Annotated in this window: 13 protein-coding genes; 4 read left to right on the top strand and 9 right to left on the bottom strand. The window is 46.3% G+C overall.

From position 1 onward, the window contains the following. Positions 1-31: 31 nt before the first annotated feature. Both KXD37_RS22160 and KXD37_RS22155 read right to left on the bottom strand, forming a co-directional pair. Positions 32-1063 carry a FecCD family ABC transporter permease gene (locus KXD37_RS22160; RefSeq protein ID WP_024120642.1) on the bottom strand — a complete coding sequence of 344 codons (1032 nt, stop codon included), beginning with the start codon at positions 1061-1063 and terminating at the stop codon, positions 32-34. Continuing rightward, positions 1060-2061: a FecCD family ABC transporter permease gene (locus KXD37_RS22155; RefSeq protein WP_095714809.1), complete on the bottom strand. Its 1002-nt coding sequence runs from the start codon at positions 2059-2061 to the stop codon at positions 1060-1062. The genes KXD37_RS22160 and KXD37_RS22155 overlap by 4 nt, the downstream gene beginning before the upstream one ends. A gap of 156 nt (positions 2062-2217) precedes the next feature. Between KXD37_RS22155 and KXD37_RS22150 the strand changes: the two genes are divergently transcribed. Continuing rightward, positions 2218-3195: an ABC transporter substrate-binding protein gene (locus KXD37_RS22150; RefSeq protein ID WP_024120640.1), complete on the top strand. Its 978-nt coding sequence runs from the start codon at positions 2218-2220 to the stop codon at positions 3193-3195. Between the two features lie 18 nt (positions 3196-3213). Here the strand turns inward: KXD37_RS22150 and mprF are convergent, their stop codons facing one another. Continuing rightward, entirely contained in the window at positions 3214-5784 is a 2571-nt protein-coding gene (gene mprF, locus KXD37_RS22145; RefSeq protein ID WP_106021592.1) for a bifunctional lysylphosphatidylglycerol flippase/synthetase MprF, read from the bottom strand. A 172-nt stretch (positions 5785-5956) separates the two neighbouring features. Here mprF and KXD37_RS22140 point away from each other — a divergent pair, with 172 nt between their 5' ends. Both KXD37_RS22140 and KXD37_RS22135 read left to right on the top strand, forming a co-directional pair. After that, entirely contained in the window at positions 5957-6439 is a 483-nt protein-coding gene (locus KXD37_RS22140) for a MarR family transcriptional regulator (protein ID WP_106021593.1), read from the top strand. Positions 6440-6551: 112 nt separating this feature from the next. Then, complete coding sequence (locus KXD37_RS22135; protein WP_106021594.1) at positions 6552-8108, top strand: MFS transporter; 1557 nt, start codon at positions 6552-6554, stop codon at positions 8106-8108. On the opposite strand, the gene bstA is transcribed toward KXD37_RS22135, so the two are convergent. From bstA to KXD37_RS22120, 3 genes are all read right to left on the bottom strand, one after another. Further along, positions 8105-8635, bottom strand: a complete 531-nt coding sequence (gene bstA / locus KXD37_RS22130; RefSeq protein WP_188323628.1) for a bacillithiol transferase BstA — start codon at positions 8633-8635, stop codon at positions 8105-8107. The genes KXD37_RS22135 and bstA overlap by 4 nt on opposite strands. A gap of 156 nt (positions 8636-8791) precedes the next feature. Next, a complete protein-coding gene (locus tag KXD37_RS22125) occupies positions 8792-9880 on the bottom strand; it encodes an acyltransferase family protein (RefSeq protein WP_188323627.1) in 1089 nt (362 codons plus the stop codon). A 559-nt stretch (positions 9881-10439) separates the two neighbouring features. Continuing rightward, on the bottom strand, positions 10440-11072 hold the full coding sequence (locus KXD37_RS22120) for an esterase/lipase family protein (RefSeq protein WP_127695654.1): 633 nt from the start codon (positions 11070-11072) through the stop codon (positions 10440-10442). A gap of 389 nt (positions 11073-11461) precedes the next feature. On the opposite strand from KXD37_RS22120, the gene KXD37_RS22115 reads away from it, so the two are divergent. Further along, positions 11462-12025, top strand: a complete 564-nt coding sequence (locus KXD37_RS22115; protein ID WP_095714600.1) for a PadR family transcriptional regulator — start codon at positions 11462-11464, stop codon at positions 12023-12025. Between the two features lie 103 nt (positions 12026-12128). Here the strand turns inward: KXD37_RS22115 and KXD37_RS22110 are convergent, their stop codons facing one another. Genes KXD37_RS22110 through KXD37_RS22100 form a run of 3 tightly spaced genes read right to left on the bottom strand, consistent with a single transcriptional unit; the run spans position 12129 to position 15438 of the window. Next, the gene (locus KXD37_RS22110) at positions 12129-13286 is read right to left on the bottom strand and encodes an ABC transporter permease (protein WP_263463739.1); all 1158 of its coding nucleotides are present in this window, start codon (positions 13284-13286) and stop codon (positions 12129-12131) included. Between the two features lie 14 nt (positions 13287-13300). Next, entirely contained in the window at positions 13301-14491 is a 1191-nt protein-coding gene (locus KXD37_RS22105) for an ABC transporter permease (protein WP_151174852.1), read from the bottom strand. 11 nt (positions 14492-14502) lie between these two features. Then, entirely contained in the window at positions 14503-15438 is a 936-nt protein-coding gene (locus tag KXD37_RS22100; RefSeq protein WP_127695660.1) for an ABC transporter ATP-binding protein, read from the bottom strand. Positions 15439-15578: the final 140 nt, after the last annotated feature.

Genomic DNA, 15578 nt, shown 5'->3' with positions numbered 1-15578 from the left:
TTTTCTTTGCAGAGAAAATGGGTTCTTACAATCAGGAATTTCTTGTTTTATAGAGCAAATAAATAAAATAGGGGGCGCCGATCGCCGCTGTAAAAACGCCTGCCGGAACTTCGACCGGGGCAAATAAGGTTCTGCCGATGATGTCTGCCCCTAATACGAGCAGAGCCCCGATCAGTGCAGATGCCGGGAGCAGCGCACCGTAAGACGAGCCGACGAGACGCCTTGCGATGTGCGGCGCCATCAGACCGACAAAACCAATCGTTCCGGCAACCGAAACCGCACAGCCCGTAAGAGCCGTACTCAGCAGAAGGAGGAAGAACCGGTTTCTTTGCACGGAGCTTCCCGCGCCTGCCGCAATATCTTCACCGAGCATCTGTATATTCATATTTTTAAGACAGATAAAACAAATGAATAAGAGAATGACAGACAGCAACACGGCTATTTTTACATGCTGCCAGTTAGATCCGTAGACCGAACCTGTTATATATACATTGGCTTGGGACGCCCTGTAGATCGGTCCTTTGATCATGAGCAATGTGGTCATCGCTTGTGCAGACATTGAAAATCCGATTCCGATCAGCACCAGCCGAAACGTGGAGGCGCCATTTTTGTATGCGAGTAAATAAACGATAAGTCCAACAACTGATGCCCCGATAAATGCGGCAGCCGGAAGCCATGACAGACTGATCGTCAGTGAATCGCTTCGGTCTGAGAAGAACATCATGACAAGCACCACAGCCACAGCCGCTCCGCCCGTGATTCCGATAATATCCGGGGATGCGAGAGGGTTTCTGACCAGCCCCTGCAAAATTGCGCCTGCTGCAGCCAAGCAAACGCCGGCGCATACAGCTGTCAAAATTCTTGGCATGCGGAACGACATCACCATCATTTCATCGAGCTTTGAACCTGCACCGAAAAATGTTTTGGCCACATCCCAAGGAGGAATGAACCGCTGTCCGAGACCGGCGCTTATGATGAACACAGCCGCTGTTAAACCGAGTAAAACAAAAAAGACAATCCATGCTTTCTTTTCAGCCGCTGTAATGCCAAAACGAAGTTTCATAGATTCGCCCCCCTTCTTGCGATGTAAACAAACACTGGCATGCCGATAATCGCCGTCATAACCCCGACAGGAACTTCCTGAGGCATAATGATATATCGTGCCCCGATGTCCGCGGCAACAAGTAAAATCGCACCCAACACAGCGGAAAACGGCAGAACCCAGCGATAATCATTGCCGATGATAAAGCGGGCAAAGTGCGGGATGATGATGCCGATAAAGGAAATCGGCCCGGCAATGGCGACAGCCGAACCGGCAAGCAGGACAATGCATAGTGCCATAGCGAATTTCAGCAGTCCCGTTTTTTGACCAAGTCCTTTGGCAACATCTTCTCCCATGACAAGAAGATTAATTTTTCGGCCGAGGAAACAGCTGATTAAAAGCGCCGCCGCGGCATATGGAAGCATTGTCATCAGCAAATCGAGACTCCTGCCCTGCACAGAGCCCGTCAGCCAAAATAGCACCTGAGCCAGCTCGAGTTCATTGACGGAAAGCATGCCTTGTGTCAGCGAAGAAAACATTGCCGCCATGGCTGCTCCAGCCAGCGTCAATTTGATCGGCGTGAGCCCTTCCCTTCCAAGCGAACCTGCGGCATAGACAATCGCGGCGGTAAAGGAAGCACCGAGAAACGAGCTCCATACAAGCGCTTGGGGTGATTGAATATGCAGAAAAAATGATCCGGCAACAATAAAAAAGCCGGCCCCTGCGTTGATTCCGAAAATCCCTGGTGATGCTAGCGGGTTTTTTGTCAGCGCCTGCATCAGAGCGCCGGCAGCCGCAAGGGAAGCGCCGACGACCGTGGCAACCAAGGCGCGCGGGAGCCTGACGTCTTTAATGATGACTTGCTCATTTGATCCGTTAAAAGATGTAAACGCTTGATAGACCTGTCCCCATGACGTACCGGTATAGCCGTATATGACACTTGCGCAGACAGCCGCCAGCAAAACGAAAAGCAGACATAATAACAAAATCCATTTCGAATAAGCCTTTTTGAAGATCATCATCCAATTCTCCTAGTGATTTACTATGTAACATTCTTGATCATGACTGCAGTAAATTGGTTGTTTTTGAGAATCATCCTCAATTAATGATTGACACTCTCACCACTGCTTATTATGATCTAAATGATAATGAATTTCAATATTGGGAGGAAAAAGATGAAAAAGCATATCAGCATGCTATTTGTATTACTTATGGCCGTTATGGTGCTTTCTGCCTGTAATAGTTCAGAAAGTTCAAGTAACAGCGAGGGGTCAAGCAGCAAAACAAGAACGGTTAAACATGCGATGGGTACATCAGACAACATTCCAGCCCATCCAAAACGGATTGTCGTCTTAACAAATGAAGGAACAGAGGCGCTTTTAGCGCTTGGCATTAAACCTGTCGGGGCCGTGAAGTCATGGAAGGGCGACCCGTGGTATGACTACCTGAAAGACGATATGAAAGGTGTTAAAAACGTCGGGCTAGAAACTGAACCGAATGTGGAAGCCATCGCGGAATTAAAGCCTGATTTGATTATTGGAAATAAAGTGCGCCAAGAAAAGATTTATGATCAGTTAAATGCGATTGCGCCGACGGTTTTTGCTGAATCTTTAGCCGGGAACTGGAAGGATAACCTGACTCTTTATGCCGACGCGGTGAATAAGGCGGACAAAGGCAAAGAAGTCATTGCCGATTTTGATAAGCGCGTTGCCGATATGAAAGATAAGCTTGGCGATCAGACAAACAAAACCGTGTCTGTTGTACGCTTTCTGTCCGGCGAGTCAAGAATCTATTATAAGGATTCATTCTCTGGCATTATTTTAGACCAGCTTGGTTTTAAACGTCCTGAAAAGCAAGTTGAGCTATTCAAGAAACAAAAGGACCAATTCACGTTCTCAACAGACAGCAAAGAATCCATTCCTGATATGGATGGCGATGTGCTTTTTTATTTCACTTATAAAGCCGATAATGCAAAAGATAATGAGAAATGGGCCAATCAGTGGACGAGCAGTTCACTATGGAAAAACCTCAAGGCTGTGAAATCAGGGAACGCCCATGAGGTCGATGATGTCGTGTGGACAACCGCAGGCGGAATAAAAGCCGCAAACTATCTGCTTGACGATATTGAAACGTATTTCTTAAAGTCTAAATAAAAAAAGAACTCCGTCTGTTTAGACGGAGTCTTTTTTGCTTTTGCCGATCAGACGCGTGACGAGGAACATGGTGACAGAAAGAGATCTGTTTTTCCGATACGCCAAGTATTTTCCGCGCCATTCGGGTTTGTATTTTTCTTTAAATGCTCGGAGCCCGCTGAAGCTGTACATGTACCGAACATTATTAAAAATGACAGCCGCGAAGCGCTCTGACCAGAAGGATGTAAAGGCCGTGCCGACATTGGCCAAGGGCGCCATGCCCATGTTAAATGACGTGCACCCCTCCTCCTTCGCCCATAAAAACATGCGGATGAACAAGGCATCCATAATACCGTTCGGGGCGTCGCTGCGATAGCGCATCAGATCGACCGAGATTTCGCCTTCCTGATACATCGGCATGATATTGGCGAAAGCGACAATGTCCCCTTCGGCATTTTTCATATAGGCGATCGGCGCTTTCTGTAAATATGACGGGTCAAAGAACCCGAGCGAAAAGCCCTTCTCCTTTTTCGAGCCGAGCCATTCATCGGAGATTTGTTTAAGCTCTTCTAAAAACGCTTCTGAAAATGGAGGATGATCTACATGGAAAGTATATTCCTCCCGTTCAAACCGGTTATTGATTGCCCGCAGGCCGGCTTTTTTCTTCCCTGATATGGTAAACGTGTTTAAGTCCACATAGGCTTCCTCGCCAAGTTTAAAAAAGTTATACCCAAAATCGTGGTACAGCGCCATGTCCTCTCGTTCAATTTGATAAAACAAAACGCTGAAACCCTTTTGATGCGCTTCGTTCAGAAATTCTTCCAGCACGAGCGGGAACGATTCTCTTTGGCCTGACGGATCGCCGAGCACGACCAGCCGTCTGGCGATTTTTCCAAACAGAAGCAGGGCATTTCCGTCACTTGAAAAATAAAACCGCTTATCTTCGAGAAAGCCGAGATGGCTCAGCGCGTTGCCGCCTTTTTCATTGAGAAACGCAGCAAGACGTTCTGGATCAGCTTTTTCCCCAATTGGTTTGGTTTTCTTATGGTACACCACTGTAAAAATAAAGAAGAACAGCGGAACGGCGATGACTGCCATGATGGTCGCATGTGTAATATGGGAAGTGCTGTGGACGAAATATTCGTGGCGCAGCACCTTTTTCATCCGATCCCAGATGAAGCTTGCGATAAGGTTATAGTTAAACAGCGCCACAGTAAACAGGGCAGCAGCGAAAATCATTTGCCCTAGCGTATAGGAAGCCTGTTCTCTGACAAATTGTTTTTTCAGCAGCACAAGCAAGACGATTATAATCGGCAATATGAATATTGCACTGATATTGAGCCCTTTTAAAAAGCTGAAAACAAATCCGCCGACAAGCGCTGTAATCGCCATTGTATAGGACCGTTTTGTCCGTTTATAAAGCTCGATCGGCAATATCAGCAAAATGAGCGCTGAGCTTAAGGACAGCCCGTTGAACAGCAAAAGGACCGGACGGGGAATGTGCGGAATGACTGTCAGCCTATCAATCGGCAGTGACACCGACGCAAGGACAATGAGACCGGCTACGAACACAATAAGTGAAAGCGATCCCTGCAAAATCCTCACTAACATGGCCCGCTGTACGACAAGCAGCACGTTTGTCGTTTCGATAGCCGGTGCAATTCGCGGGTTCGTTTCGAGCCGTTTCATTGTATTTTCGGTCAGGTCGCCGGCAGCAAAGAACAGCCCCAAAACAAATGGAATAAATGAATAGGCGAGCCTGTACAAAACGATTGACGTAACAATGGCTTCCTGATGATAGCCAAGCTGCTCCATACCGAGCAAAAACAAAAGGTCGAACGAGCCGAAACCGCCCGGCACGAGGCTGATCATCCCGCCGATCGCCGCAATGACGAACACTCCGAACACATACCGGATATCAGCATGAATGCCCATGGCGAACAAAGCAAAATAGATGACGACTCCAGCCATGAGCCATTCGGCAACGGAAGCGCCGATATAAGCAAAAATCGGATTTTTCACTTTATCCTCATTTTCTTCGTCTCCGGCTTTGCGGCCTTTTATTTTGGCCACCGCCAAGGATAACGGCAAAATCAGCGCGAAACCGATAACGACTGCCCACAGCCAGGGCTTTTCATGGATCACTTCATCCACTGGCAGCACCCGCGCTGCGACGAAAATGCTGAAAACAGATAGCCCGAGCAGCATAGATGACGTAAGCCAGGCGATTCCTTTCACGAGCGCCTTATGGTCTTTCGTATGCTCCTTATAGAACATCATTCTTAACCCGACACCGGCTAAACCGCCGAAGCCAAGGACATTATTAAATGAATTGGCAATCCAGGATACTCTGAACACCTTTCCGTTTGTGATCGAAAGGCGCAGCGAATATTTAAGAACGTAATCATATAGTGACATGGCCGCAACAGCAAGCAGGCCGATGAGCACAAGAATGAATAAGTCGGTCCGCTCCAGCCCGTTGATTACCATAAGCGTTCGTTTGAATGACAGGTTTGTCAATTCTTTTTTCGACTGATAAAACACAAATAGTAAAACAGCAACAGGAAAAACGATTTTTAAAATTGATAAAGCATTCTTTTTAATCAGCAATGGTCTCTCCAATCATATACAATTCGATATTTCTTTCCCCAATAATCTCCAACTCATTATACACTACCGCTATTTTTCGGACAAAGTCTCATCTGCGGTTTATGCTGACTTTCTTTCAGCGGTTAAAATCGAGTAATATGGTAAGAGGAGCGAATGACGAGGAAGTGATCAAATGGAATATAACTTACATGATACAACAGTATTAAACGAAAATATTCTTTCATCTGAGGAACGGGAAATCTGGGTGCTTTATATGAAAGTCTTAACATCTGCCGGGCTCGGTGATGTATCTGAGTGGATGAAGCTGGATATGAGCATGCCGCAAATGAAAGTGCTCATGCTTTTAAACAATCACGGAACGCTGAAGGTCAGTGAAATTGCAGAGAAAATGGGGGCTTCCCTGTCAAATACTACCGGGCTGCTTGACCGCCTTGAGAAGTCCGGCTTTGTTAAACGATCACACTCTGAAGAGGACCGCCGTTCAGTGGTTGTTCATTTAACGGAGAATGCGAAAAATATTTTTCGCGGACTTTATCAAAAGGGCCATATGAAATTGAAGCGTTCCTTGGAGATACTGTCTCCTGATGAAAAGCAAGCTGTTTCCAAAGGGCTTTCTATTCTTTCCAGAGCGCTGGAGCAGGCTAAAAAAGAATAATGTCAGCGAAGTCTGTCCTCACGCAAACTGCGGAGGCAGACTTTTTTTATTTGACATTTAGTTCATTTTAAATGAATAATATATTCCAAGTGAAGTAAAGGGAGTGATGAATATGCATAAGGCATTGGCAGATCAAAAAAGCCAAAAGTGGGCGATCAGCCTGTTTACCATCGGTGTGTTTATGGCTGCGCTGGATAACGGGATCATCTCCGCTGCGCTGACCACGATAAACGAATCGTTTGCCGTTTCTCCGTCTTGGGGTTCATGGGGCATTACGCTTTATACGCTCGGTCTCAGCGTCAGTGTGCCGATCGTCGGAAAGCTTTCCGACCGCTACGGCAGAAAAAAGCTGTTTCTTATTGAAGTCGGCCTTTTCGGGCTTGGTTCTTTGCTTGTCGCTTTAAGCCAAAGCTTTCCGCTTTTTCTTATCTCACGGCTGATTCAGGCGCTTGGAGGCGGCGGGATTTTCATCATCGGAAGTTCTCACGTCCTTGCTACACTTCCAAAGGAAAAGCAAGGGAAGGCCCTTGGTTTGCTAGGGGCGATGAACGGGATGGCTGCTGTGCTCGGACCCAATATTGGAAGCTTTCTGCTTGATTGGACCGGGTCATGGCATTGGCTGTTTTTGATTAACCTGCCGATTGCAGTGCTGCTGGTTGTTTTCGGTGCATTTTTTATTGTGGAAACCAAAGCGCCGGAGGCCAAACGTCTCGACACGGCCGGAATTTTTCTTCTGTCCTTGTCAATTTTGGCTGTAATGTACGGCATGACAAACCTTGACGGGGCAAATCTCTTAAAAAGCCTGGGAGACCCTGAGGTTTATGGATGTATTGTTTTCGGTATTTTTTGTTTTGCGGCGCTCGTATGGTTTGAGAAGCGGATGGAAATGCGCGGGGGCGATCCCATTCTGGCGTATTCTTTACTTCGGAATCACATGTTTCAGCGAACGCTTATCATCGGTTTATTATCCGGGGGCCTCTTGGCGGCGGTTATTTTTATTCCGTCATATGTTGAGCAATATTTAGGCGTTCCTGCCGCAAAAGCGGGCTATTGGATGACACCTCTTGCCTTAGCTTCCGGAATCGGCGCTTGGCTTGGCGGAGCGCTCACCGACAAAAAAGGACCGGTGAAAACTGTTGTGCTTTCAGGAATTATTTCATGTGCGGGATTTGCTTTATTTCCGCTTTGGGTGACGGAAAAATGGGAGTTTGTCATTGCAAGCGTGGCGGCTGGCATCGGTTTTGGCTTTCTGCTAGGCGCTCCGCTGAATGTTCTTGTATCAGAAGCAGCTAAAGCGAATAAGGGCACGGCGCTCGGCACGCTTTCATTAGTAAGGCAAATCGGACTGACATTGGCGCCTACTCTTTATGCAGGTTTTATCACAGCAGGGTTTGACCAAATCGGCGATGAAATCAGCAGCCGCTTATCGGACAGCGGACAGTCAGGGAAGGCTATGCAGATGATTCCCGAGATCGACAGTTCAGATGTTTCTTCTTTACAAGAACAGATCGAACGCATTCCTGTGCCTGAAGTCAAAACTGCGATAAGCGATGCCATTCATGCCAGTGTTGCCAGCGGCTATGATCATTTATATGCGGCGGCTGCTGTGATTTCTCTGCTGGTGATTGCAGCAATCAGTCTCCCGGCTTTCCGCCGGCAAAAGCGTTAAGACCACCCCATCCGTTTGGAAAGCTCCGTAATATGAGCGATATGGTGATGTGAGTGCCAGACATACAGCGCGTTCTCTAGGGTAATGATCTCTTTTGTATCGGGATGGTAAAATCTGCGCTGAAATTGCTGATCCGTCAGAGTGCGGAGAAGAGCCGTCCATCTTCCGTGAAGCTCCTGCAAAAGCGCGAGTGAACCGCTCGGCTCCGCTGTTTTGGAGTCTTCAAGCTCCGACCATGCTTTTTCATCATACGGACGGATGGCCGGCGTCTCTTCTGTCAAGCTTAATTTAAAACGGATATAGCTGTTCATATGACTGTCAGCCAGATGATGAACAACTTGCTGGACGGTCCATCCGCCGTCTCGGTATGGTGTATCAAGCTGGCTGTCCGTCATTCCCTCAACGGCTTGCTTCAGCTTAACCGGCACTTCCTCCAGCACTTGAATCCATTCTTCTTTCTGCTCGTTTGATATGAATTTCCTAGGTTTGTACTCTCCTATCGGATAGCTTAGATTGGCTGTTGACATGGTTTGCTCTCCTTTCAATAAACAGGCATCTGCTGATCCTGCTCATTGGCATATATGAAAATTCACTTTTATTTTAAAGGAAATGGTGTAATAGTTGTTCTTTCATGTATAAATTTGCGTAAAAAAAGGCAGGAACATTTCTCCTGCCGTGATTTTTCAGCCTGCGTGGTCTCGCACTTCCATTTTTACTTTTCGCCTCTTCGGCTGATAGATTTTCCCTACAAACAAATATCCATATTTAAACTTGTTCAGTGCCCAGGATGTCAGTATCGGGCCCGCTGTGCAGACGGCAAACAGCAAGAAAACGGCCGGCACGGCGGGAATGTCTGGCATATTTAACAGCAAAACATAGCCAATGATCATAAAATAAGCGTGCAGCAGATAAATCGAAAAGGAATAGTTACTGATAAACATAATGATTTTCGGCACCTGCTTTATGTTAGAAAACAGGTGAAAGCACAGGAAAATCATACTTGTTGAATAAAGCATGATGTCAGGCCGCTTTGAGCTGATCATGCCGACCTCTCCGAAATAAGAAACAGCCACAACCAACGCGGCGGACCCGACCGCAGCGCCGTATACCGCCCAGCGGTATTGATTCAGCAGCGCTAAAAACCGCTTGTACTCTTTTCCGCAGTAATAAGCGAGACAAAAGTAGAAAAGCCAGCCTGCAAATGGAACCCAGAAGAACGGAAATGAACCGCCTTGTTCAGAAGCGGGTGCCGGACTGACTGCTGAGAAATAGCCCAAATAAGCGGCTGTCACCACAAACGAAACAGACAGCACCCATTTTGGCGATGCTTTTTTCAAATACTCATGAAAGAGCATGTGCAGGATATAAAATTGGAAGATGACAAGAATGAAATATCCGATAAAGTTTCCTAAAAATACGTTTTCCAGATATTTCTGCACAAACGCCAGAAAAGTCAGCTTTCCCCCCATTGCACTGGCCATCAGCAAGGCATCAATGGCTGCGATAAACAAAAAGGGAATAAAAATCACTTTTCCTCTCTTCTTCAAAAACCCCTCCGGCACCCCGTCAGGATAAGAACGCGCCAGCAAAAACTCAGAGATGAAAATGAAAGCAGGCGTGCTGAACATCAGGAGTGTGCGCAAAGAATCAACCGTGTGAGAAATATCAGCAAGTGCTTCCGCCTGAAGCATCAGAACCATTGAAATGATATGGAGCAGAACGACACTTAAGCACGAAATGCAGCGGATCACAAAAATTTCTTTGATTTGCATAACAGCGCTCCTTTATTTCAAATTTTTAGAAATCGATGGTTGTACCATAACACACCTGCTTCAATTGAAAAAAGTGCCTGATTTCTTATCTTTCAGTATGCATGAACGACTAAGACCCATAAAAACCCATAACTTTTTGGCATACCGCCCTCAGCCATTTGACCCGTACAGCCGGGCTGCTATGCTTGAGGCGCGGGAACAGTGTCCTGTTCTCTTTTTTGATTCCGCAAAATTACAAAATGCCTTTTTGATAGTAATCTAATCCGCGATTTGCCTCGGCATCCATTAGTGAAATTACCAAAAAAGCCGGCGTTGCGGAAGGGACCATTTGTCATGAAGGTGGCGGCTCCCGCATTTGCGAAAAGCTTCAGCAGAAGTGTTTGAGCAGGATTATCCGTTATATGAAGTATTCATTCGGGAAGTGCTGAATAACTGTATTAGAACTTACAAAAAAGGCCAGTTTTCATTCTGACTTTCTGCTCTTTTCAACCTGTCAGAAAACAAAAAACCTGCTGTAACCAAACAGCAGGTTTTAACATAGCCGCATATCTTTGAAGCATCAGTTCGTATTTAATCCTCCGCCATTCAATCCTTCTTTAATATAGGCGTTGACTTGGCTATTAGAAAGCAATCCAATATGTCCAATGCCATACAGTTGGATGTTTCTGGCTCCTTGTAATCGAGACAAGCTATTGATGACAATTTCATCATTCAGACTGTAGATCGATGTATAGAGGATCTTTTGATTAGGATCTGTACCCGGCAGCGCAACAGATGACACTAAACCATTAGCCCCTCCGAGCGTGACAACATTTTGAATCTTATTGCCCCCGCCTAAATATTTTATAGCATACAGCGTGTTGGCTCCTCCCATACTATGAGCCACAATATCTACTTTTTTAGCTCCTGTTTCTTTTAAAACGCGATCAATATATGCTGCAAGCTGCGGGCCGTTATTTAGGTTATTCCCTGTTTTATCATAAAAATCAATCGCATACAGTTTATTGCTTTGCCAGCCCTGAGAGATTAAGTAATTTTTAATAGCAAAAAAATTGTATGATGCACCGCTAATCCCATGAACAAGAACAACAGGGTTATGTGCTGTTTCCGCCTTTGCACTTGAAGGCGGAGCTGCTAGAATAGACAAAAACATTGATAGACAAATAGTTGATGCAATAAGTAATCTTTTCATTTTCCGTTTCTCCTCAATCATGTATTTACCAAAATGATTATACAGTTAAATTTAAACTTGGTAAATATAAACTTATCAGAATCTTCAATTTCATTATTATTTTGTTGAAAGCATAAATTTGTCTATTGGAAGTTGTCTTCCATACACTCGAAAGAAACTTGAAAGGACTATAAGCGTAAGGAGACATGCGGTTGTGTTCCCAGTCTCCCTTTCCTATAATATAGGGAACAGATGAAAGCTAGGCATGAGAATAGATGGCATTCACTATTTTATATAAGAATTCACATTTGTTTTGCCGGTATAAGAGAAAAGAACGATACGATTTTGCGGCGGCAGGGAATTTAAAAAGTTTCTTTTTTGCAAAAACAGCCATAGACACGGAGGACAGCATGAGAGTATTAAAATACGCCATATTAGGGCTTTTACGAAAAGGCGAATTGAGCGGATATGATATTACAAGTTATTTCAAAGCGGAGCTCGGCCAGTTTTGGAGCGCCAAGCACAGCCAGATTTATCCGGAGCTCAAAAAGCTGACAGATGAAGGCTTTATCACATTCCGGACAACGATTCAGGGCACAAAACTTGAGAAAAAAATGTATACCCTGACAGACAGCGGAAAACAGGAGCTTCACGTGTGGCTGACCCGCCACCACCCTATTCCGGAAACAGTGAAGGATGAATTTATGCTGAAGGCTTATTTCATTTCTTCTCTGTCACGCCAGGAGGCAGCCGACTTGTTTACAGACCAGCTGCTGAAGCGCAAGGAGAAGCTCGCTGATCTGCAAGGCAGTTATGAAAAGCTAATGGCCTCAGCGGAGCCAATGTCGTTTTCTTCACCGGATTTCGGCCACTATCTGGTACTGACAAAAGCGCTGGAACGGGAAAAGAATTACGTATCCTGGCTGGAGCATATTTTAGCCATGATACAAGAGAATACCCAGGAGCGGCCTTAATCGAAGGTGACTGGCCGTCCGGCAAACAACACTTGGAACAAAGACTGAACCTGACAGAACACACGATATAATGATAAAAGCATCTGCCCAGAGGCGGATGCTTTTACGTTCGGAGCGCTTTCAGCCCCGCTGTGAAGGTGATGGCGGCAAAAGCAAGCAAGATGCCGCAAATGCCGAGTATATCCGTGATGGTTGCCCCGTTAGCGATAATTTCTGTCAGTCCGTTCATCGCCCACTTTTGCGGGAGAAAGTCAGCAACGGACTGCATCAGCTTCGGCTCAATTTCTATCGGCCAATACATTCCGCTCACCATACACGTCGCAATAACGAACAAGTTGCCGAAAGCAAGCTGCTGTTCTGGCGTTCTGACATTGGCAGCAATCATCAAGCCGATGCCCACGACTGCTAACAGAAAAAAGGATACTAACACGATCAGTGCAGCCGGATTGCCCCAGCTGATTCCGAACAGCCAATGGGATGCGAGAAGCAGCATTCCAAATTGAATCCAGCCAATCACAAAGAACGACAGCACATACCCCGCTCCGATTTCCGCGCGGCTGACAGACGCGGTGAGCAGTCTCGGCCAGACGCCGCTTTTTCGCGCTTCTAATATCGTGCCCGCTGCTCCCATCATTGTCAGCATCACAAACAGAATGGAAAAGCCTGCAGCTCGTGAAGCTGTGTCACTTACGCCCTCGCCTTCTTTTTTATCATTGAGAGATTCCCGTTTTACAGCTGGGGCGCTATCTCCACGATCTTTGGCGATTACCGTTTTATAAGCCGATTTCCAGCTCTCCCCCGCCGCCTCGGCCGCTGTTTTTGCCGCGGTTACCTGAATGTTGAGCTTTGCCAGCTTGCTTTCGGCATACTGTTTAGCGACTGGCGCTTCTGTCAGCTCTGGACCGTGACTGAAGACCAGTCCCGGCTTCTCTCCTTTTTCCAGCTTCTCTTGGAAAGAGCGGGAAATGGTGATGACTCCGGCAATTTTCTTTTGTTTCAGTTTTTCTGAAGCTTTGCTTTTAGTCATCGTTTGAAATGTATACATATCATCATGTTGCTTGAGCTCCCGGATATAATGCTGTGAAAGAAGCGTATCATCCTGATCGACGATCGCAAGCCGCATCTTATCATCATTTCCGCCGAGCAGACCGCCGAACACAAAAGTCAGCAGCAGCGGGGCAGCGAACATCATTAAATAGTTCTGCGGCTTCTTAAAAATGAGAGAAAGCTCAACGCCGCAAATGGCTATGATTTTTTTCACCGTGTTTTACCTCCTTATCTTGTGTGAAGCCTTCTGATGCCAACAGCCAGTGAACAAAGACCGATTGCCGCAAAAAGAAGGACCGGCGTTTGAAGTTCAGCCCAGCCTCCCCCCTCCATTAAGGAAAGAAAGCCTTCGAGCGCCCATCGATTTGGCACCGCCTTTGAAACAGATTGCAGAAAATCCGGAAATTGATAAATCGGAAGCATAGAACCGCCGAGAACAGCAAGCACCTGAATTCCAAAACCTCCTAAAACATCTGCTGACTTCATATCGCTGATGCACGAAGCAAGAAGCATTGAAATGCCGGATACAGCTGCTGCGTAGGAAAGCCCCAGCACGCACACAAACAAGAGATTGTCTCCCCAGTCCACATCAAATATATTGATGGTCACAATAATAAAAATGAAAAATTGTATAATGGCAAACAAATAGGTTCCGAGCCACTTCCCGAAGAGAATGGCGTATTTTTGTGCAGGCGTCATCAGCAGTCTGGCAAGGGTTTCTGTTTCCCTTTCCAGCAAAAATGATTTCGCGCCGACCGTCATATGAAACAGCATAAACATGCAAAGCATTGCCGCCGAATAGTATTGAAAACTGGTAACTTCTTTTGCGCCGACTGATTTCTCCGTAACAGCAAGCCTGGCACCCGCTTCTTTTTCAAGCATCTTAGCAAGATTTTCTGCTATGAGGGAAGGATTGAGCTTTCCTTGTTTTACAGCTTCCGTCTTGGTGACATATTCCATCGAGGCGGATGCCGCTTCTCGTACCGCCTTGTATTGGTCTATAAAAGACACTGCAGCCGTTTCTATGATAGAGCTTTTTAATTCCTGATCAGTGCCAGCATAGACAGCGGCCGGTTTCTTGCCGGATCCCCAATGTGCCGGGACGGCAATTCCGACATCAATTTTCTTTTCCGCCAGCAGCTTTTTCATTTCCTTTTTACTGCCTGCTTCTGTGACGTTGATCATCTTCATTTTTTCAAGTACATCTGTTTTAAACATCTTCGACGCGCCTGACTGATCAGACTGGACATAGCCGACTTTGATTTCATCAATCTCGCTGCCTCCGCCAAGGATTGATCCAAGAGCGGCCCCTAATATGGCTGTTAAAATCAGCGGCATTAGGATAAGCATCATAAACCCTTTTTTATCCGTGATTCTGATTTTGACATCTTTCCATGCGATCCATATTGCTTTTTTCATCGCCGCCCCTCCTAATCCCGCAATGTGCGGCCTGTCAGATTCAGAAACAGCCGTTCCAGATTTGGTTCCTGAACCTGAAGAGACAGGAGATTCATTTGATGGGCAGCGGCTTCCGTGAGCAGGCTGGTGACTACTTTCTCATGGTGCGCCGCAGCAACCTCAATTTTGAGCTCTGATTCATTCACTGTTACATCATTCACATGGGCAAGCGAGCGGATAGCTGAAAGAAATCCTTCATCTGCCCCGCTGACAGTCATCTGGATGATCGTGTCTCCTCCAAGACGGCTGCACAAGTCGTTTTTTGTGCCGATCGCAATCATTTCTCCCTGATCAATAATGCCGATCCGGTCACATAAATACTCGACCTCTTCCATGTAGTGACTCGTATAGATCACGGTCATGCCTGTTTCGTTGAGCTGTTTGACTGTTTCTAAAATATGATTTCTCGATTGAGGGTCGATACCGACGGTCGGTTCATCCATGATAAGCAGCTCAGGCTTATGCATAAGGGCGGCGCCTATGTTAATTCTCCGTTTCATTCCGCCGGAGAATGTTTCGATTTTATCTTTAGCCCGCTCAGTAAGCCCTACATATTCAAGGACTTCTGCTGATCTTTTTTTGGCCTCTCCATGCGTGAGTCCATACATTTTCCCCCAGAATACGAGATTTTCTTGAGCCGTCAGTGTCGGGTACAGGGCGATTTCCTGCGGGACGATGCCGATTTTTTGCTTGGCTTTGTTCGTGTCTTTGCCGATAACATACCCGCCGACTGTAATCTCCCCTCCGTCAAGCGGCACAAGTCCGGAAATCATAGAAATGGTTGTGGACTTCCCCGCTCCGTTCGGTCCGAGCAGTCCGAACGACTCACCCTTTTTCAAGGAAAAAGAGATTCCTTTGACAATTGTTTTTTTTCCGTATGCCTTTTTGATATTTTCTGCTTGAAGCACGCCGATTCACTCCTTTTTTTATCCCATTGCCATTGTAGAAGAGATTGAGGCGTGAAACATGTGGCGCCGGATAGAACATCGGGCATAAAAAAAGGCCTGTGACAGGCCTTTTCAAGGTAACGCATATGCCAAACGTCATC

Origin of the sequence: Bacillus sp. XT-2, assembly GCF_025696525.1 — a bacterium.
GTDB lineage: Bacteria > Bacillota > Bacilli > Bacillales > Bacillaceae > Bacillus > Bacillus halotolerans.
Note: the sequence above shows the minus strand (reverse complement) of the source record. Positions and strands in the feature narration are given on the sequence as shown.

Bases quoted from the DNA above. Each gene is read 5' to 3' on its own strand.
- KXD37_RS22160 (WP_024120642.1), bottom strand. From the start codon at position 1,063: ATGAAACTTCGTTTTGGCATTACAGCGGCTGAAAAGAAAGCATGGATT.
- KXD37_RS22155 (WP_095714809.1), bottom strand. From the start codon at position 2,061: ATGATCTTCAAAAAGGCTTATTCGAAATGGATTTTGTTATTATGTCTG.
- KXD37_RS22150 (WP_024120640.1), top strand. From the start codon at position 2,218: ATGAAAAAGCATATCAGCATGCTATTTGTATTACTTATGGCCGTTATG.
- KXD37_RS22140 (WP_106021593.1), top strand. From the start codon at position 5,957: ATGGAATATAACTTACATGATACAACAGTATTAAACGAAAATATTCTT.
- KXD37_RS22135 (WP_106021594.1), top strand. From the start codon at position 6,552: ATGCATAAGGCATTGGCAGATCAAAAAAGCCAAAAGTGGGCGATCAGC.
- bstA (WP_188323628.1), bottom strand. From the start codon at position 8,635: ATGTCAACAGCCAATCTAAGCTATCCGATAGGAGAGTACAAACCTAGG.
- KXD37_RS22125 (WP_188323627.1), bottom strand. From the start codon at position 9,880: ATGCAAATCAAAGAAATTTTTGTGATCCGCTGCATTTCGTGCTTAAGT.
- KXD37_RS22120 (WP_127695654.1), bottom strand. From the start codon at position 11,072: ATGAAAAGATTACTTATTGCATCAACTATTTGTCTATCAATGTTTTTG.
- KXD37_RS22115 (WP_095714600.1), top strand. From the start codon at position 11,462: ATGAGAGTATTAAAATACGCCATATTAGGGCTTTTACGAAAAGGCGAA.
- KXD37_RS22105 (WP_151174852.1), bottom strand. From the start codon at position 14,491: ATGAAAAAAGCAATATGGATCGCATGGAAAGATGTCAAAATCAGAATC.